Raw genomic sequence first — 16849 nt, forward strand, 5'->3', positions numbered from 1 at the left:
CAGTATCGGGGTCCTGTTCGCCCACGGCGTGACGGCCGCCACGGCGCCCCGGACAGGCGTTCACTGGGTGTAAGCCTGTAATCGAGGGAGGGACGCCATGAGCGTGGCACCCGGGTCCGGGACCGAGGCGGCCCTGGACGCGTACTCGCGGATCGTCACCGCCGTCGCCGGCGACCTCACGCCGCACGTCGCGGCGCTCCAGGTCACCGGCCCGGACGGCCGGTCGGGGGCGGGGTCGGCCGTGGTCGTGAGCGACGACGGCCTGCTGCTGACCAACGCGCACGTGGTCGGGCGGGCCACCCGCGGGCGGGCGGTGTTCAGCGACGGGACCGAGTCCGACGTCGACGTCGTCGGCGCCGACCCGCTGTCCGACCTCGCCGTCGTCCGGGCGCGGGACGCGACCCCGCCGCCGGCCGAGCTGGGCGACGCCGGCGACCTCCGCGTGGGGCAGCTGGTGGTCGCCGTCGGGAACCCCCTGGGTCTGAGCGGATCGGTGACCGCCGGCGTGGTCAGCGGGCTCGGCCGGTCGCTGCCCACGCGCGACGGGCGGACGGCGCGGGTGGTCGAGGACGTCATCCAGACCGACGCCGCGCTCAACCCCGGCAACAGCGGCGGTGCGCTCGCCGACTCGTCGTCCCGGGTGGTCGGCATCAACACCGCCGTCGCCGGCTGGGGGCTGGGCCTGGCGATCCCGGTCAACGACACCAGCCGCCGGATCGTCGGCGCGCTCGTCGCCGACGGCCGGGTGCGGCGCGCCTACCTCGGGCTGGTCAGCACCCCGGCGCCGCTGCCCGCACCGCTCGCCGAACGCAACGGACGGCGCCGCGGGCTGCGCATCGTCGACGTGGTGCCGGGCGCCCCGGCCGACCGGGCCGGCCTCAAGCCGGGCGACCTCGTGCTCGAGGCGGGACGCCGCCCGGTGGCCGACGCGCAGAGCCTGCAGCGGCTGCTGTTCGGGGAGGCGATCGGGCGTCCGCTGCCCATGACGGTGCACCGCCGCGGGGCGATGGTCGACGTCATCACCACGCCCACGGAGCTCACCGGCGGCTGACGCGGCACGCCACCCCATGGGGGGCAACCAATGCCGGGGACGGTCGTTTCCCAGGCAGGATGAACGCCATGACTGCCGACCGGCGGACGCCGGCCCTCCTCCTGGCGGCGCTCTACGCCGTCAGCGGGGCGCTGTGCCTGGCATCGGCCCTCTGGCCGATCCACCAGGACGCCCCGGTGGAGCTGACCGCGGTCCTGGCCGTCGTCGGGCTCGTCGGCGGTGCGCTCATCTGGGCCTTCCGCGCGCGCCTGCGCTCCTGGGAGTTCCACGCCGCCGTCGCCCTGGTCAGCGTCCTGATCGGCCTGCTCGCGTCGCGGTCGGCGACGTCGGTGGGGATCGTCGGCCTGGGCCCGGCGGTGATCGCGGTCGGGCTGTACGCGGCGCACTTCTTCGAGCTGCCGGCCGCCCGGGCGCACGCCGCTCTGCTCGTCGCGGTGACGACGGCGGGTGCGGTGGCGGCCCGGCCCGACCGCTTCGCCGTCGCCTGGATCACCCTGATGGTCTCGGTGGTCGCCTTCACCGAGGCGCAGGGGCGGCTGGCCCGCAGCCTGCGCCGGGCCGCGACCACCGACCCCCTCACCGGCGTGGCCAACCGCCGCGCGTGGGAGGCGGAGGCTGGCCGGCACCTCGCCCGGGCGGCGCGCACGGGCGAGCCGCTGAGCTTCGCGCTGCTCGACCTCGACGACTTCAAGGAGGTCAACGACCGGGAGGGGCACGGCGCCGGCGACGCCCTGCTGCGGGACCTGACCGCGGGCTGGTCCGCGCGCCTGCGCCAGGCCGACCTGCTCGGCAGGTACGGCGGCGACGAGTTCGTGCTGTGCCTGCCCGCCACCGACTCCTCGGGCGCCCGCGAGATCCTCCAGCAGCTGGCGGCCACCCACGCCTTCGCCTGGTCGGTCGGCATCGCGGCGGCGCAGCACGGCGACACCCTGACAACGGTGCTCGCCCGCGCCGACGCCGACCTCTACCTGCAGAAGCGCAGCGGCCGCACCGCCTGAGCGAGCCCCCGGAGCAGGGCCCCACGTCCCTGGTCCCGCGCCCGCCGACGTGGCACCGTCCGCCGGGCGGGGGGCACGAGCGGGAGGCTCGCCATGGCAGCTGTCGTCGTCTGCGGTGGGAGCGTCGTCGGCCTGTCCACCGCCATGATGCTGGGGCGGGCCGGTCACCGGGTCACCGTCCTCGAGGCCGATCCGGACGGGGCTCCGACGACCCCCGCCGCGGCGTGGTCGGCCTGGCGGCGCAAGGGCGTCCCCCAGTTCCAGCAGGCGCACACCGTCTTCGCCCGCTTCCGCGAGGTCTGCGACGCCGAGCTGCCCGGGCTCACCGACCGCCTGCTCGCCGCCGGCTGCGTGCAGGTCGACCCTGCGGCCCACCTCCCGCCCACCCTCGCCGACCGCTCCCCACGGGAGGGGGACGAACGCCTGCGCTACGTCACCGGCCGCCGCGCGGTCGTCGAGGCGGTGGTCGCCGCCGCCGCAGAGGAGCACACGGGGATCACCGTCCGGCGCGGCGAGCGGGCAGCGGGCCTGGTGCCGGGACCGTCGGCGGTGGCCGGCGTGCCGCACGTCGCCGGCGTCCGGCTGGCCGGCGGCGAGGTGCTGCCGGCCGACCTGGTCGTCGACGCGATGGGCCGCCGCACGCCCACGGCGGGGTGGCTGGTGGAGATGGGCGCCCGGCCTCCCGTCGTCGAGTCGGCCGACCGCGGCTTCATGTACTTCACGCGCTTCTTCACCGGCCCGCGGGCACCGGAGCAGCGCGGCCCCGCGCTGACCCCCATGGGCGGGTTCTCGGTGCTGACGCTGGAGGGCGACAACGGCACGTGGTCGGTGACGCTGTACGCGCCGGCGCACGACACGCCGCTCAAGGCGCTCCGCTCTCCCGAGGTCTTCGACCGGCTCGTCGGCGCCTGCCCGCGGCAGGCGCACTGGCTCGACGGCCGCCCCGCCTCCGGTGTGCTGCCGATCGCCGGGGTGCTCGACCGCTACCGCCGCTTCGTCGTCGACGGGCGACCCGTCGCGACGGGCTTCCTCGCGGTGGGCGACGCCTGGGCGTGCACGAACCCGAGCGCGGGCCGGGGCCTGACGGTGGGCGTGGTGCACGCCCAGCTGCTGGCCAGGGCGGTCGCCGAGCACCTCGACCGCCCCGGCGACCTCGCCCTCGTCCACGACGACGCGACCGAGCGCACGCTGACCCCCTTCTACCGGGCGCAGATGGCGATGGACGAGGCCCGGCACGCGGAGATGGAGGCGCTGCGCCAGGGCCGGCAGCCTCCGGCCCCCGACCCGTTCTCCGCCCGGCTGCAGACGGCGGCGATGGTCGACGCCGACGTCTTCCGGGCGCTGCTGGCCACGGTCCAGTGCCTCACGCCACCGCAGGAGGCCTTCACCCGGCCCGACGTCCTGGCCCGGATCACCGCCCAGGAGCCGGCACCCCCGTCGCCGGGGATCCCCCGCGAGCGGCTGCTCGAGTTCGTCGCCGCCTGAGCCGGTGAGCACCGGCCGGGAGCCGGAGGCCCCCGGCCGGTGCGCCGCTCAGCCGGTCCGGCTCTCCCGGTCGTAGTTCCGCCCGAGGAACTCGGGAACCCGGGCCCAGCGGAAGGCGAACACCATGACGACCAGCGTGGCCACGTACGGGATGACCAGCAGCACCTGGCTGGGGATGTCGATCCCCGACACCTCCGCGCGCAACGCCACGACGTCCATCGTGGCGAAGAACAGCGCTCCCGCCGCGATGAACTGCGGCCGCCACCCGCCGAAGAACGTCAGGGCGATCGCCAGCCAGCCGCGACCACCGACGATGCCCTCGGTGAACGTGCCGGTGTACACCAGCGGGAGGAAGGCACCCGCGACGCCCATGAGCGCGCCGCCCACCGCCGTCGTCCAGAGCCGCGTGCGGACCACCGCGATGCCGAGGCTGTCGGCTGCCTTGGGGTTCTCCCCCACCGACCGCAGGTCCAGCCCGGCCCGCGTCCGGTACAGGAAGAACCACAGCCCGACGGTCACCAGCGCCGCGAGGTAGACCAGCAGGTTGTGCGAGAACAGCGCCTTCCCGAGCAGCGGGATGTCCTTGAGGAGCGGGATCTCCAGGCGGGGCAGCGTGTCCACCAGCGGCGTCGTGGCGGTCTGCCCGATGACGATGCGGTAGAGCAGACCGGCCAGCCCCGTCGCCGCGAAGAACAGCGCGAGGCCGACGACGAACTGGTCGAGGCGCAGCACCGTGGTGGCCCAGCCGAGGGCGAACCCGAAGAGCGCTCCGACCGCGGCGGCGACGAGGACCCCGACCGTGCTGCTGCCCGTCCCGTAGCTGACCAGGAAGCCCACGGAGGCGCCGAGCAGCATGACGCCTTCCTGGGAGACGCTGAAGACGCCTGCCAGCCCGCCGAGCATCGTGCCCAGCGAGGCGAGCAGGTAGGGCACCATCGCGACGACGGTGAGCTGGGCGAGGACCGCGAACTCGTTCATGCCGCTCTCCTCGCCAGCCGCCCGGCGATCACGTCGGAGAGCAGCAGGAAGATCAGGATCAGCGCCTCGATGATGAGGACCATCTCCGCCGGCACGCCGACGGTGCGCTGCATGGAACTGGCGCCGACCTCGAGGATCGCGATCCCGAAGGAGACGACGGGCACCCAGAGGGCGCTGCCGCGGGCGATCAGCCCGATGATGATGCCGAGCAGCAGGAAGTTCGACTGCATGCCCTCGAGCGCCCGGCCGTGCACGCCGCTGACCTCCAGCGCGCCGGCGAGACCGCCGAGCGCCCCGCCGACGATCAGGGCGACGACCGCGATGCGCTCGACGCGGATGCCGTTGATGCCGGCGGCCCGCGGGTTGGTACCGGCGGCGCGCAGCTCGAACCCGGCTGCGGTCCGGCGGGTCACGACGATCGTCGCCAGGGCCACCAGCGCGGCGAGGAGGAGACCGGCGTGCACCCCGGGCGGGCCGCCGAGGGTCGGCAGCTCCGCGTTCGCGCCCACCCGCTGGGTGGCCGCCACGCCCGCGGCGGGGTCGGACCACACCTCGGTCGCGGCGTAGTCGAGCACCTGGAACGAGACGAAGTTCAGCAGCACCGTGCTGAGGATCTCGTTCACCCGGAACCGGCCCATGAGGAACGCGGCGATCCCCGCCCAGACGACGCCGGCCAGGACGCCGGCGACGATCACCAGGGGCAGCAGGACACCGGTGGGCAGGTCGCCGTAGACGATGCCCACGCCGGCCGCGGCGGTGGCGCCGACCAGCAGCTGGCCCTCACCGCCGATGTTGAACCGGCCCACCGCCAGGGGGATGGTGAAGCCGAGCGCCAGCAGGGTGAGCGGGACCCACTTCGTGAGCGTCTCGGTGAACCCGAAGTCGGTCTTGAACGACGTCGTCAGGATCGTGCGGAACGCCTCGACCGGGTCGTAGCCGAGGGCGGCGATCACGATGCCCGAGACGACGAACGCCAGGACCAGCGCCAGCACGTAGGGCAGGAGGCCGCGCAGGAGTCGCGCGGCCGGCCCCGGTGGGGCGGGCGCGAGGGCGTCCGGCTCGGTCAGGACGGGGGCGGTCATGCGTCCTCCCGGACGCCGGCCATCAGCCGGCCCAGCTCGTAGGCGTCGTAGGTGCCGCGGCTGCGCTCGCCGACGACCTCACCGGAGTAGAGGACGACCATGCGGTCGGCCAGCAGGCTGAGCTCGTCGAGGTCCTCGGAGATGAGGACGACGGCGCACCCCCGGTCGCGGGCCTCGTGCACCCGGTCGTAGACGAACTTGATCGAGCGCAGGTCGAGGCCGCGGGTGGGGTTCTGCAGCACCAGGACGGCGGGCTCCCGGTCGAAGGCACGGGCCAGGACCAGCCGCTGGATGTTGCCGCCGGAGAGGTTGGCCGCGGGGGCGTCGGGGCCCGGCGTCTTGATCGAGTAGCGGTCGATCGTCGTCCGGGCGTGCTCCCGCACCCGCCGCCAGTCGATCAGGCCCGCCTTCCGGTAGGACCCGCTGCGCTGCGACCCGAGCAGGAGGTTGTCGGTGACCGTGGCCGCGCCCAGGATGCCGTCGCGGTGGCGGTCCTCGGGCACGTAGGCGACCCCGGCATCGATCCACCGGCGGGTGCGGGCGCCGGCCAGGTCGCTGCCGTCGACCCGCACCGTCCCGACCTCGGACGGGCGGACGCCGGTGAGCGCCTCGGCCAGCTCGACCTGCCCGTTGCCGGCCACGCCCGCCACGCCCAGCACCTCGCCCGCGCGGACCGTCAGGTCGACGCCGCGGAGGGCGGGCATGCCCATGTCGTTGTGCACGACGAGGCCTCCGACGACCAGCCGCTCCGCGCCCTGGGCGGACGGCCCGGTCTCCTCCGCCGTGACCTCCCCGACGGCGGCCAGACCCAGCGCGGCGGCCAGCTCGGAGGACTGCTCCGAGGCGACCTCGCCCACCATGAGCGACGCCAGACCGGTCGCGTCGGTGTCGGCGCGACGCACGGTGGTGAGCCGGCGCCCGTCGCGCATGACCGAGATGCGGTCGCAGATCGCCAGCACCTCGCGGGCCTTGTGCGAGATGAACACGACGCTGGTGCCCTCGGCCACGATGCCGCGCAGCGAGGCGAACAGGTCGTCGACCTCCTGCGGCGTCAGGTTGGTCGTCGGCTCGTCGAGGATGAGGATCCGCGCGCCGCGGTAGAGCACCTTGAGGATCTCCACGCGCTGGCGCGCACCCACGGACAGCCGGTCGGTCCGGGCGCGGGGGTCCACGGAGAGCCCGAACTGGTCGGAGAGCTCGGTGATCCGCCGCGCGGCCGCCCGCAGCCCGCCGGACTGCTCGGTCGTCCCCAGCACCACGTTCTCGACCACGGAGTACGTGGCCACCTGGAGGAGGTGCTGGTGCACCATGCCGATGCCGAGCCCGATGGCGTCCCGCGGGGAGCGGATGTGCGCCTCGCGACCGTCGACCCGGATGTCCCCCGAGTCGGCGCGGTAGAGGCCGTAGAGGACGTTCATCAACGTCGTCTTGCCCGCCCCGTTGCCGCCGACCAGGCCGTGCACCTCGCCGGCGGCGAGCTCGAAGTCGGCGTCGGACAGGGCGCGCACCGGACCGAAGGTCTTGGTGACACCGGTCATCGTGAGCGGCCGGGCCGGCCCGGGCGCGGAGCCCGGGGCCGACCCGGCGGTGTGCGCAGTCGTCATTCGACCGGGGTCACGTCGCGCTCGACCTCGATCTCGCCCGACGCGAGCTGCTCCACGATGGCGTTCACCTCGTCGGCCACGGCCTGATCGACGTTCTGCGGCGTCTGCAGCGAGATGCCCTGCTCGTAGGTCATGCCGAGGTAGCCGCCGGTCTCGCCGTCCTCGATCGAGCTGAGGATGTCGTCGAGCATCACGGAGAAGTCGTAGATGACCGACGTCAGGTAGTGGTCGGGCGACAGGTTGGACTTGTCCGTGTACTTCGCCGACATGAGGACGCCGGGGGCCGCGTCGTCCACCGCCTCGAACGCGCCGACGGCGCCCAGGTTCAGCGAGGTGAGCACGACGTCGTTGCCGTCGGCGAGCAGCTGGCTGGCGAACTGCTGGGCCTTGGTCGGGTCGTTGAAGTCGCCGGTCCACACCGGGGTGAGCGTGGCGTCCGAGCCGCTGTCCTCCAGCGCCTGCTCGACCGCGTGCACCTCGGAGTAGGAGAACGGCAGGGTCACGCCGCCGAGGTAGGCGATCTTGCCGCTCTCGGAGGCCGAGGCGGCGAGGACGCCCAGCGGGTAGAAGGCCAGGTGGAAGTTGCGGTCGAGGACCCACACGTTCTCGGGGACGTCGGCCGGCTCGGTGTCCTGCTCGGCGATGAAGACCACGTCGGGCGCCTCGGCCGCCACGGCGACGGTGGCGTCGTAGAACTGGCTGCCGTGGGTCCACACGACGTTGTAGCCGTCGGCGACGTACTCGCGCAGCACGCGCTCGGCGTCGGGCACCTGGACGCTCTCGGAGTAGGTGATCTCCGCCCCGTGGTCCTCCTCGGCCGCCTGGAGGGCCTCGAGCCCGAGGAACGTGTAGTCGGCGTCGGTGGTGGTGCCGGAGAAGACCGCCGCGATGCGGGTGCCCTCGCCGCCTCCGCCGCCTCCGCCGCCACCACCGCCGTCCCCGCTGTCGTCGTCACCGCCGCCGCACGCCGCGGCGGAGAGCAGGAGAGCGGTGGCCAGGGCACTGGCCAGCAGTCGGGGGGATCGCATGGACGGCTCCTCGGGGTCTGCCGGTTGGTGCGGCCCACCGTTACCTCAGCGCTAAGGTGTTGGAAGTCACGGTGACGTACCGCAACCCAATCGAGATGCGAGACGGCTGGGTCCCCTATGAGGTGCGGCCCCGCTCCGCGGACGCGGCTGCGGCGAAGCGCCCGCTCCACTCCCCCAGCAGGTCGCGCAGCTCGGGTGGGGAGAGGACGGCGAACTCCGCCCCCACCGTGCCCAGCGCCAGCGCCGGCCAGCTGAGGTCGTCGGCCTCCATGTGCACGCGGCAGCTGCGGGCGCCGGTCGGCTCGACCGTGGACCACTGCCCGATCCGGGCGCGCACCTCGTCGGCAGGGGCCTGCACCTCGGCCTCCACCCGGTGACCCGGCTGGCGGGAGGTGATCCCCGCCCGGACGAACTCGGCGGCGTCACCACCGGGGAGGGAGCGCGGCGCGAAGCGCGCCCCGGTCGAGCGCGGAGCGCTGAGCCGGTCGAGCCGGAAGCTGCGCCAGTCGCCCCGGTCGAGGTCGAAGGCCACCAGGTACCAGCGCCGGCCCAGGGCGACCAGGCGGAAGGGCTCGACGAACCGCTCGGCCGACTCGCCCGAGGCCGTCGTGTACCCGAAGCGCAGCCGCTCGGTGTCGCGGCAGGCCTGCGCGACGGCGGTCAGGCACGCGGGGTCGATCTCCGCCCGGCTCGGCGTCCACACGGCCGCGACGGTGACCGCGCGGAGCGCGTCCGCACGGCGGCGCAGCCGGGTCGGCAACACCTGGACGATCTTGGCCAGTGCCCGCACCGACGCCTCCGCGGTGCCGGCGACCGGCGACTGCGCGGCGGCCTGCAACCCGACGGTCAGGGCGACCGCCTCGTCGTCGTCGAGCACCAGCGGCGGAAGGACCGCTCCCGGGGAGAGCTCGTAGCCGCCGTCCACCCCGGGCCGCGCCTGCACCGGGTAGCCGAGCTCGCGCAGCCGGTCGACGTCCCGACGCAGCGTGCGGACCGAGACGCCGAGCCGGTCGGCCAGCTCGGCCCCGCCCCAGTACCGGCGGTTCTGCAGCATCGACAGCAGGCGGAGCGCGCGGGCGGTGGAATCGGCCATGACCGGAGGTTCTCACGCATCGCGGTCAGGATCTGGCACCGATTCTCCGTAGCGTCGACGGTGACCGATCGAGGACGACGGAAGGCGACCCGAGATGACCACCACCGCGACCACCCTCACCGCCGAGCGGGCGGACCTGCTCGAGACCCTGGCCACCCACCGCTACTTCCTGCGGCACACGGTCCAGGGGCTGACCGACGAGCAGGCCCGGCTGCGGCCGACGGCGAGCGAGCTGACGCTGGGCGGCCTGATCAAGCACGTCGCCCACACCGAGGAGATGTGGGCCGACTTCGTCCTCGACGGGCCGACGGCCATGGGCGCCGGCGACGATCCGGAGCAGCTGGAGAAGTGGGCCGCCGAGTTCCGGATGGGGCCGGACGAGACTCTCGAGGGGCTGCTCGCGCGCTACGCGGAGGTCGCCGAGCGCACCGACGAACTGGTGCGCACCGTGCCCGACCTCGACGCCTCGCACCCGCTGCCCCCGGCCCCGTGGTTCCGGCCGGGCGCCGTCCGCTCCGCACGGCGGGTGTTCCTGCACGTCGTCGCCGAGACCGCCCAGCATGCCGGCCACGCCGACATCCTCCGCGAGAGCATCGACGGCCAGAAGACGATGGGGTGAGAGTCCGCGCTCACCCCTCGCGGACGGCCGCCACGACCTCCTCCAGCGCCGCGAGGCTGTGGCCGCTCACGAACGCGTCGCAGAACGGGAGGGCGGCGGCCATGCCCCCGACCACCGGCGCGTAGCCGGGCGCGGCCTTGCGCGGGTTGACCCACACCACCCGGTGGGCCAGCCGGCGCAGCCGCCGCATCGCGTCGGCCACGTCGTCGGGGTCGTCGGTCGCCCACCCGTCCGACAGCACGACCACGACGGCACCACGTGCGAGCCCCCGGCGGCCGTGGTCGGCCACGAACCGGCCGATGCTCATCGCCAGGCGGGTGCCCCCGGCCCAGTCCGAGGACGTCGCGCCCGCACGGGCCAGCGCCAGGTCGGGGTCGCGGCCGGCGAGCTGGCGGGTCAGCCGGGTCAGCCGCGTCGAGAACACGAACGCCTCCGCCCGGGCACCGGCCACCGCGCCCTGCAGCAGCGTCAGGTAGACCCGGGTGTAGGGCTCCATCGAGCCCGAGACGTCGCAGAGCAGGACCAGCCGCCGCGGCGTCGTCCGGCGGACCGCGTGCACCAGCCGCACCGGGTCGCCGCCCGACCGCTGGGCGGCCCGCACCGTGCGGCGCAGCTCCAGCCGGTCGCCCGACCGCCGGGTCGCCCGGATGCGACGGCTGCGCCGGACCGGAGTGCTCAGCACCAGACGCCGGACCAGCTCCCGGACCCCGGCCAGCTCGGCGACGTCGAGCTCCGCGAACGAGGTCTGCCGCAGCCGCTCCTCGGGTGAGGCGGCCGCCAGCAGCACCTCCCGCTCGGCGCCGCCGCCGTCCCCACCCGGCGTGCCGGCGGCCGCACCCGACTCCCCCGGCTGCGACGGCCGGTCGTCCGGCGGCGCGGGCCGGGTGCGCGGCTCGCTGCCGATGGGTGGGGGTGCGGTCGGGTCACCCCGGCTGTCGGCGGGGTCGAGACGGCCGTCGAACACCGCCGAGAACACGGCGTCGAAGACCGCCAGCTGCGCGCGGTCGGTCACCAGCACCACCCGGCAGGTCCAGTACAGCGCCTCCCGGTCGACCGGCGGGACCAGCTGCAGCGCCCGTGCCAGGCCCGCCGCCCGATCCGGTGGGGCCGGCAGCCCGGCGCGGTGCAGCGCGGTGGTCAGCCCCACGGCGAGCGGGCCGGCTCCGACCACGACCTCCCCGCCCGTCCCGAGGTCAGGCACCGGCCAACCACGCCGCCCCACGGGTGCGGGCCAGCTCCTGGTCGTCCCGGTTCTTGAGCACCGTCCCCCACGTCCGCTCGACCGCCGCCGCGTCGAGCCGGTCGACGCCCAGCAGGTCCAGCGCCGCCACCCAGTCGATGACCTCCGCGATCCCCGGCGGCTTCACCATGTCCAGCGACCGCAGCCGGTTCACCGCGGCGGCCGCCGACACCGCCAGCGGCTCGGCGCTGCCGGGCACCCGGCGCCGGACGATCTCGGCCACCCGGTCGGGCGGGGGGTAGTCGATCCAGTGGTAGAGGCAGCGGCGGGTCAGCGCGTCGTGCAGGTCGCGGGTGCGGTTCGAGGTGAGGACGACGACCGGCGGGTGCGCCGCGCGGATCGTGCCGAGCTCCGGCACGGTCACCGCCGCCTCCGCCAGCACCTCGAAGGTGAAGGCCTCGAACTCCGCGTCCGCCCGGTCGATCTCGTCGAGCAGCAGCACCGCCGGGCCCGGACCGGGGTGCTCGATCGCCTGCAGCAGGGGGCGGCGCAGCAGGTAGTCGGCGCCGAACAGGTCGTCCTCCGCCAGCGGGGCGCCCCGGGCCTCGGCCAGCCGGATGCCGAGCAGCTGGCGCGGGTGGTTCCACTCGTACAGCGCCTCCGCGGCGTCGATCCCCTCGAAGCACTGCAGCCGGAACAGCGGGGTGTCGAGCACCCGGGCCAGGGCCTTGGCCGCCTCGGTCTTGCCGACGCCGGGCTCGCCCTCCAGCAGGATCGGCTGGGGCAGGCGCACGGCGAGGAAGAGCGCGGTCGCCAGCCCCGGTTCGGCCAGGTAGTCGACCTGGTCGAGGGCCTCGGCCAGTGCGCCGACGTCCGGGAGGCGGGCGCGCACGTCCTCCTCCGCCCCGGCCCGCGCAGCCTCCCGTGCCGAGAGCTGGTCAGGAGGCGGGGGCATACCGGGCCGGGTCCGCCAGGAACGACGTCCGGCAGCCCGCGCAGCAGAACCAGGTCGTCGTGCCGTCGATCTCGGCGTGCGGGGTGCTGTCCACCGCGGCCACGGTCATCCCGCACACCGGGTCGACGGCCGTCGCGGGCGCCGCAGCCGGGGCCACCCTCTCCCGCGTGCGCCGCTCGGCCACCAGCTCGGCCAGGACCGACAGCGCGATCTCCGCCGCGGTCCGCCCGCCGATGTCGAGCCCGGCGGGGCTGTGCACGCGGCTGCGCTGCTCGTCGGTGACGTCGAGGGACGCGAGCACCCCCGCCCCGCGGATGCGGCTGGCGATCAGCCCGACGTAGGGGACGCCGAGGCGCAGGGCCTCGGTGAGCGCCGGTTCCTCGCCGCGGCCGTGCGAGGCGACCACGAGCGCGGCGTCCTCCGGCCGCGGGCGGGCCTGCTCCCCCGCCTCCAGCTGGACGTCGAAGCCCAGCGGCCGGCCGAGGTCGGCCAGTGCCTCGGCCACCGGGCTGTCGCCGACCACCAGCATCCGGGGCGCGGGCACCCGCGGCTCCAGGAAGATCTCCACCGCTCCCCCCGACAGGCACGGGTTGGCGACGGTGACCGCGCCCTCCTCGGAGTCCTGCGGCCCCACCTCGCCCGGGACGATGCGCAGCAGGAGCGGCTCGTTGGTCGACAACGTCATCAGCCCGTACTCGCGCACCGACGCCTCGGCGCAGGTGCCCCCGACGAATCCGTCGATCCGCCCGTCGGCGCGCACCAGCGCCGTGTCACCGGCGTGCGCGCTGGTCGGCTTCTGCGCGCGGACCACCGTGGCCTGCACGAACGGCTCGCGGGTGCGGGTCAGCTCCGCCGCGGTGTCGGTGACGCTCATCGGATCGGCACCCCTCAGACCGGCGGGGTGGGCCGGCCCTGCATGGCCTCCCACACCCGCGCCGGGGTGCACGGCATGTCCATGTGGGTGATCCCGAACGGGGCGAGCGCGTCGACGACTGCGTTGACGACCGCCGGGGGCGAGCCGACCGTCGCCGACTCGCCGATCCCCTTCGCGCCGATCGGGTGGTGCGGCGACGGCGTCACGGTGTAGCCGGTCTCCCAGTCCGGCACCTCCATCGCCGTCGGGATCAGGTAGTCCATGAACGAGCCACCCAGGCAGTTGCCCTGCTCGTCGAAGCCGATGAACTCCATGAGCGCCATCCCGACGCCGTCGGCGAGGCCGCCGTGGATCTGGCCCTCGACGATCATCGGGTTGATCCGCGTGCCGCAGTCGTCGACGGCGACGAACCGGCGCACGTGCACCTTGCCGGTGCCGGCGTCCACGTCCACCACGCAGATGTAGGCGCCGAAGGGGAACGTCAGGTTGGGCGGGTCGTAGGTGACCTCGGCGTCCAGGTTGCCGTCGACGCCCTCGGGCAGCGCGACGGTGCCGTGCGCGCCGAGCGCGATCTCCTGGATCGTCTTCCCGACCGAGGGGTCGCCCTTCACGAAGAAGCGACCCTTCTCCCACTCGAGGTCCTCGGGCCGGGTCTCCAGCATCGCGGCGGCGATCAGCTTGGCCTTGTCCTGCACCTTGCGGGACGCGAGCGCCACGGCGCCGCCGCTGACCGGTGTCGAGCGGCTGCCGTAGGTGCCCAGGCCGAACGGCGTCTGGTCGGTGTCGCCGTGCACGACCTCGATGTCCTCCGGCGGGATGCCGAGCTCCTCGGCGACGATCTGCGCGAACGTCGTCTCGTGGCCCTGGCCCTGGGTCTGCACCGACAGCCGGACGACGGCCTTGCCGGTCGGGTGCACCCGCACCTCGGCGCCGTCGGCCATGCCCAGCCCGACGATGTCCATGTGCTTGCGGGGGCCGGCACCGACCGTCTCGGTGAAGAACGAGACGCCGATGCCCATCAGCTCCCCGCGGGCCCGCTTCTCCGCCTGCTCGCGGCGCAGCTCGGCGTAGCCCACCTGCTCCATCGCCATCCGCATGGCCGGCTCGTAGTCGCCGGAGTCGTACTCCCAGCCCGTCTTGTTCGCGTAGGGGAACTGCTCGGGGCGGATGAAGTTCGCGAGGCGCAGCTCGGCCGGGTCCATCTCCAGCTCGGCGGCGAGGACGTCGACCATCCGCTCGACCAGGTACACCGCCTCGGTGACGCGGAACGAGCACGCGTAGGCCACCCCGCCGGGCGCCTTGTTCGTGTAGACGCCGGTGACCGAGCAGTGCGCGGCCTCGAGGTCGTAGCTGCCGGTGAAGATGGAGAAGAAGCCGGCCGGGTACTTGGTCGGCTGCGCCGTGGCGTTGAACGCGCCGTGGTCGGCGAGCACGTGCGTCCTCACGGCGAGGATCCTGCCGTCCTTCGTCGCCGCCACCTCGCCCTTCATGATGTAGTCGCGCGCGAACGAGGTGCTCATCAGGTTCTCGGAGCGGTCCTCGACCCACTTGACCGGCTTGCCGGTGACGATCGAGCCGACGACGGCGCAGACGTAGCCGGGGTAGATGCCGACCTTGTTGCCGAAGCCGCCGCCGATGTCGCCGGCGATGATCCGGATCTTGTGCTCGGGGATGCCGGCCACCATCGCGTAGAGCGTGCGGTGGGCGTGCGGGGCCTGGGTGGTCTCGTAGAGCGTCAGCTTGCCGTCGATCGGGTCGTAGTCGGCGATCGCGCCGCAGGTCTCCATGGGCGCCGGGTGCACGCGCGGGTAGACCATCTCCTGGCTGACGACGACGTCGGCGCGGGCGAAGACCGCGTCGGTCGCGGCGGCGTCGCCGGCCTCCCAGTCGAAGATGTGGTTGTCGGTCTGCCCCTCCTTGTCGTCGCGGATGACCGGGGCGTCGGGGTCGAGGGCGCGGCGGGCGTCGACCACCGGCGGCAGGTCCTCGTACTCGACGTCGATGAGCTCGAGGGCGTCGCGGGCGGAGTAGTGGTCGTCGGCGACGACGAAGGCGACCTCCTGGCCCTGGAACCGCACCTTGTCGGTGGCCAGGACGGCCTGGACGTCGGCCGACAGGGTGGGCGCCCACGCGAGGTTGAGCCCCTCCAGGTCCTTGCCGGTGATGACCGCACGGACCTTCGGGTGGGCCAGCGCCTCGGTGGTGTCGATGGAGACCAGCCGGGCGTGGGCCAGCGGCGAGCGCAGGATCGCGCCGTGCAGCATCCCGGGCAGGACGACGTCGTCGAGGTAGCGGCCCTTGCCGCGGACGAACCGCGGGTCCTCCTTGCGCTGCACCCGCCCGTAGCCGATCGGCCGGTCGGCCGCGGTCATCGCCGGGTTGGGCTCGCGCTCCTGGGGTATCGGCGAGCGTTCCTGGACGGTCGTCATGCCCGGACCTCCTGCTCGGTGGTGTCGGCGGCCGGGTGGGCGGCGGCCCACTGCACGGAGCGGACGATGGTGGCGTAGCCGGTGCACCGGCAGATCTGGCCGGAGATGGCCTCGCGGATCTCGGTCTCGTCCGGGTGCGGGTTGCGGTCGAGCAGCGCACGGGCGGTCAGCATCATCCCGGAGGTGCAGAACCCGCACTGCAGGCCGTGCTCCTCCATGAAGCCCTGCTGGACCGGGTCGAGGGTGGCCCCGTCGGCCAGCCCCTCCACCGTCCGGACCTCGTGCCCGGCCGTCATGGCGGCGAGCTGGGTGCAGGACTTCACGGGCTCGCCGTCGACCAGCACGACGCAGGTGCCGCAGTTGCTGGTGTCGCAGCCCCAGTGGGTGCCGGTGAGGCCGAGCGTCTGCCGCAGGAAGTGCACGAGCAGGAGGCGGGGTTCGACGTCGCGGGTGACCTCGTCCCCGTTGACGGTCATCGTGACCTGCATGGTCGGGCTCCTTCAGACGGCGGCGAGGGCACCGGCACGGGCGACCGCCGTGCGCAGCACCCGGCGGGTGAGTTCGTCGGCGAGGTGCCGCTTGTAGTCCACGGGCCCGCGCTGGTCCTCGACCGGCGAGCTGGCCTCGGCCGCGATGCGGCCGGCCTCGGCGAACAGCTCCTCGGAGGGCTGCTGCTCGCACAGCGCCTCGAGCATCCCGGGCACGCAGCCCTCCACCCCGAGCGCGGTGAGCCCGACCGTGACGTCGCAGATCCGGCCGTCGTCCTCCAGGACGACGGAGGCGCCGGCCGCGGCCACCGCCCAGTCGCCGACCCGCCGCTCGACCTTCTCGTAGGCGCTGCCCCGGCCGGCACGGATGGGGAACCGGATCTCGGTGATGAGCTCGTGCTGCTCGCACGCGGTCTCGTACGGCCCTCGGTGCAGGTCGGCGATGCCGACGACCCGCGGCCCGGCGCTGCCGGCGATGACGATCTCCGCGTCCAGCACGTCGCAGACCGTGGTGAGGTCCTCGGCGGGGTCGGCCTGACCCAGGGAACCGCCGATCGTGCCGCGGTTGCGGACGACCGGGTCGGCGATCACGCGCTCGGCGTCGTGGATGATCGGGAACAGCCGGCCGACCAGCTCCGACGAGAGCAGGGTGGCGTGCCGCGTGAGCGCCCCGACCCGCAACGAGTCGGCGTCCTCGGTGAGGTGGTCGAGCTCGGCGACGTCGTTGATGTCGATGAGCCACTCGGGCCGGGCGAGCCGGAGCTTCATCATCGGCAGCAGGCTGTGCCCGCCGGCGATGACCCGGGCCTCCTCGCCGTGCCGGTCGAGCAGCTCCAGCACGTTCTCCACGCTGGTCGCCCTGACGTACTCGAACGGAGCCGGAACCTGCACGGGGGTACCCCCTCTCCCGGGATCCCCGCTCTGGGCCCCGGACGGCGCGAGCTTGTCCGTGACCCACGTCACTGTCAACATGCAAATAACCGTT

Annotated in this window: 15 protein-coding genes; 4 read left to right on the forward strand and 11 right to left on the reverse strand. The window is 74.2% G+C overall.

The window, feature by feature from the left end; all coding sequences use genetic code 11:
• The first annotated feature begins 97 nt into the window (after nt 1-97).
• The 3 genes from DCS98_RS19100 (at nt 98) to DCS98_RS19110 (ending at nt 3534) form a co-directional block, all read left to right on the forward strand.
• The gene (locus DCS98_RS19100; protein ID WP_116452983.1) at nt 98-1051 is read left to right on the forward strand and encodes a S1C family serine protease; all 954 of its coding nucleotides are present in this window, start codon (nt 98-100) and stop codon (nt 1049-1051) included.
• Nucleotides 1052-1119: 68 nt separating this feature from the next.
• On the forward strand, nt 1120-2049 hold the full coding sequence (locus tag DCS98_RS19105; protein ID WP_116452984.1) for a GGDEF domain-containing protein: 930 nt from the start codon (nt 1120-1122) through the stop codon (nt 2047-2049).
• 93 nt (nt 2050-2142) lie between these two features.
• Entirely contained in the window at nt 2143-3534 is a 1392-nt protein-coding gene (locus tag DCS98_RS19110; protein WP_116452985.1) for an NAD(P)/FAD-dependent oxidoreductase, read from the forward strand.
• Between the two features lie 48 nt (nt 3535-3582).
• Here the strand turns inward: DCS98_RS19110 and DCS98_RS19115 are convergent, their stop codons facing one another.
• The 5 genes from DCS98_RS19115 to DCS98_RS19135 form a co-directional block, all read right to left on the reverse strand.
• The gene (locus DCS98_RS19115; RefSeq protein WP_116452986.1) at nt 3583-4512 is read right to left on the reverse strand and encodes an ABC transporter permease; all 930 of its coding nucleotides are present in this window, start codon (nt 4510-4512) and stop codon (nt 3583-3585) included.
• Nucleotides 4509-5594 (reverse strand): ABC transporter permease, encoded by a 1086-nt coding sequence (locus DCS98_RS19120; protein WP_116452987.1) that lies wholly within the window; start codon nt 5592-5594, stop codon nt 4509-4511. Before DCS98_RS19120 ends, DCS98_RS19115 begins: the two co-directional genes overlap by 4 nt.
• Nucleotides 5591-7198, reverse strand: coding sequence for an ABC transporter ATP-binding protein (locus tag DCS98_RS19125; protein WP_116452988.1), 1608 nt, complete (start codon nt 7196-7198; stop codon nt 5591-5593). Before DCS98_RS19125 ends, DCS98_RS19120 begins: the two co-directional genes overlap by 4 nt.
• On the reverse strand, nt 7195-8226 hold the full coding sequence (locus tag DCS98_RS19130; RefSeq protein WP_116452989.1) for a BMP family protein: 1032 nt from the start codon (nt 8224-8226) through the stop codon (nt 7195-7197). Before DCS98_RS19130 ends, DCS98_RS19125 begins: the two co-directional genes overlap by 4 nt.
• A 115-nt stretch (nt 8227-8341) precedes the next feature.
• Nucleotides 8342-9319 (reverse strand): helix-turn-helix transcriptional regulator, encoded by a 978-nt coding sequence (locus DCS98_RS19135; RefSeq protein ID WP_116452990.1) that lies wholly within the window; start codon nt 9317-9319, stop codon nt 8342-8344.
• Between the two features lie 94 nt (nt 9320-9413).
• Between DCS98_RS19135 and DCS98_RS19140 the strand changes: the two genes are divergently transcribed.
• Nucleotides 9414-9938 carry a DinB family protein gene (locus DCS98_RS19140; RefSeq protein WP_116452991.1) on the forward strand — a complete coding sequence of 175 codons (525 nt, stop codon included), beginning with the start codon at nt 9414-9416 and terminating at the stop codon, nt 9936-9938.
• 10 nt (nt 9939-9948) lie between these two features.
• On the opposite strand, the gene DCS98_RS19145 is transcribed toward DCS98_RS19140, so the two are convergent.
• Genes DCS98_RS19145 through DCS98_RS19170 form a run of 6 tightly spaced genes read right to left on the reverse strand, consistent with a single transcriptional unit; the run spans nt 9949 to nt 16755 of the window.
• Complete coding sequence (locus DCS98_RS19145; RefSeq protein ID WP_116452992.1) at nt 9949-11139, reverse strand: vWA domain-containing protein; 1191 nt, start codon at nt 11137-11139, stop codon at nt 9949-9951.
• A complete protein-coding gene (locus tag DCS98_RS19150) occupies nt 11132-12010 on the reverse strand; it encodes an AAA family ATPase (RefSeq protein WP_241038393.1) in 879 nt (292 codons plus the stop codon). Before DCS98_RS19150 ends, DCS98_RS19145 begins: the two co-directional genes overlap by 8 nt.
• Before the next feature lie 46 nt (nt 12011-12056).
• The gene (locus DCS98_RS19155) at nt 12057-12947 is read right to left on the reverse strand and encodes an XdhC family protein (RefSeq protein WP_116452994.1); all 891 of its coding nucleotides are present in this window, start codon (nt 12945-12947) and stop codon (nt 12057-12059) included.
• Nucleotides 12948-12961: 14 nt separating this feature from the next.
• Nucleotides 12962-15376, reverse strand: coding sequence for an aerobic carbon-monoxide dehydrogenase large subunit (locus DCS98_RS19160; protein ID WP_206340346.1), 2415 nt, complete (start codon nt 15374-15376; stop codon nt 12962-12964).
• Complete coding sequence (locus DCS98_RS19165; RefSeq protein WP_116452995.1) at nt 15373-15864, reverse strand: (2Fe-2S)-binding protein; 492 nt, start codon at nt 15862-15864, stop codon at nt 15373-15375. Before DCS98_RS19165 ends, DCS98_RS19160 begins: the two co-directional genes overlap by 4 nt.
• A gap of 12 nt (nt 15865-15876) precedes the next feature.
• Nucleotides 15877-16755, reverse strand: coding sequence for an FAD binding domain-containing protein (locus DCS98_RS19170; RefSeq protein WP_116452996.1), 879 nt, complete (start codon nt 16753-16755; stop codon nt 15877-15879).
• Nucleotides 16756-16849 lie beyond the last annotated feature (94 nt).

Source organism: Blastococcus litoris (assembly GCF_003075095.1).
Lineage (GTDB): Bacteria > Actinomycetota > Actinomycetes > Mycobacteriales > Geodermatophilaceae > Blastococcus_B > Blastococcus_B litoris.

What these genes read in the sequence shown, in the direction of transcription:
- DCS98_RS19100 (WP_116452983.1), top strand. Translation starts at nt 98, where the DNA reads ATGAGCGTGGCACCCGGGTCCGGGACCGAGGCGGCCCTGGACGCGTAC.
- DCS98_RS19105 (WP_116452984.1), top strand. Translation starts at nt 1,120, where the DNA reads ATGACTGCCGACCGGCGGACGCCGGCCCTCCTCCTGGCGGCGCTCTAC.
- DCS98_RS19110 (WP_116452985.1), top strand. Translation starts at nt 2,143, where the DNA reads ATGGCAGCTGTCGTCGTCTGCGGTGGGAGCGTCGTCGGCCTGTCCACC.
- DCS98_RS19115 (WP_116452986.1), bottom strand. Translation starts at nt 4,512, where the DNA reads ATGAACGAGTTCGCGGTCCTCGCCCAGCTCACCGTCGTCGCGATGGTG.
- DCS98_RS19120 (WP_116452987.1), bottom strand. Translation starts at nt 5,594, where the DNA reads ATGACCGCCCCCGTCCTGACCGAGCCGGACGCCCTCGCGCCCGCCCCA.
- DCS98_RS19125 (WP_116452988.1), bottom strand. Translation starts at nt 7,198, where the DNA reads ATGACGACTGCGCACACCGCCGGGTCGGCCCCGGGCTCCGCGCCCGGG.
- DCS98_RS19130 (WP_116452989.1), bottom strand. Translation starts at nt 8,226, where the DNA reads ATGCGATCCCCCCGACTGCTGGCCAGTGCCCTGGCCACCGCTCTCCTG.
- DCS98_RS19135 (WP_116452990.1), bottom strand. Translation starts at nt 9,319, where the DNA reads ATGGCCGATTCCACCGCCCGCGCGCTCCGCCTGCTGTCGATGCTGCAG.
- DCS98_RS19140 (WP_116452991.1), top strand. Translation starts at nt 9,414, where the DNA reads ATGACCACCACCGCGACCACCCTCACCGCCGAGCGGGCGGACCTGCTC.
- DCS98_RS19155 (WP_116452994.1), bottom strand. Translation starts at nt 12,947, where the DNA reads ATGAGCGTCACCGACACCGCGGCGGAGCTGACCCGCACCCGCGAGCCG.
- DCS98_RS19160 (WP_206340346.1), bottom strand. Translation starts at nt 15,376, where the DNA reads ATGACGACCGTCCAGGAACGCTCGCCGATACCCCAGGAGCGCGAGCCC.
- DCS98_RS19165 (WP_116452995.1), bottom strand. Translation starts at nt 15,864, where the DNA reads ATGCAGGTCACGATGACCGTCAACGGGGACGAGGTCACCCGCGACGTC.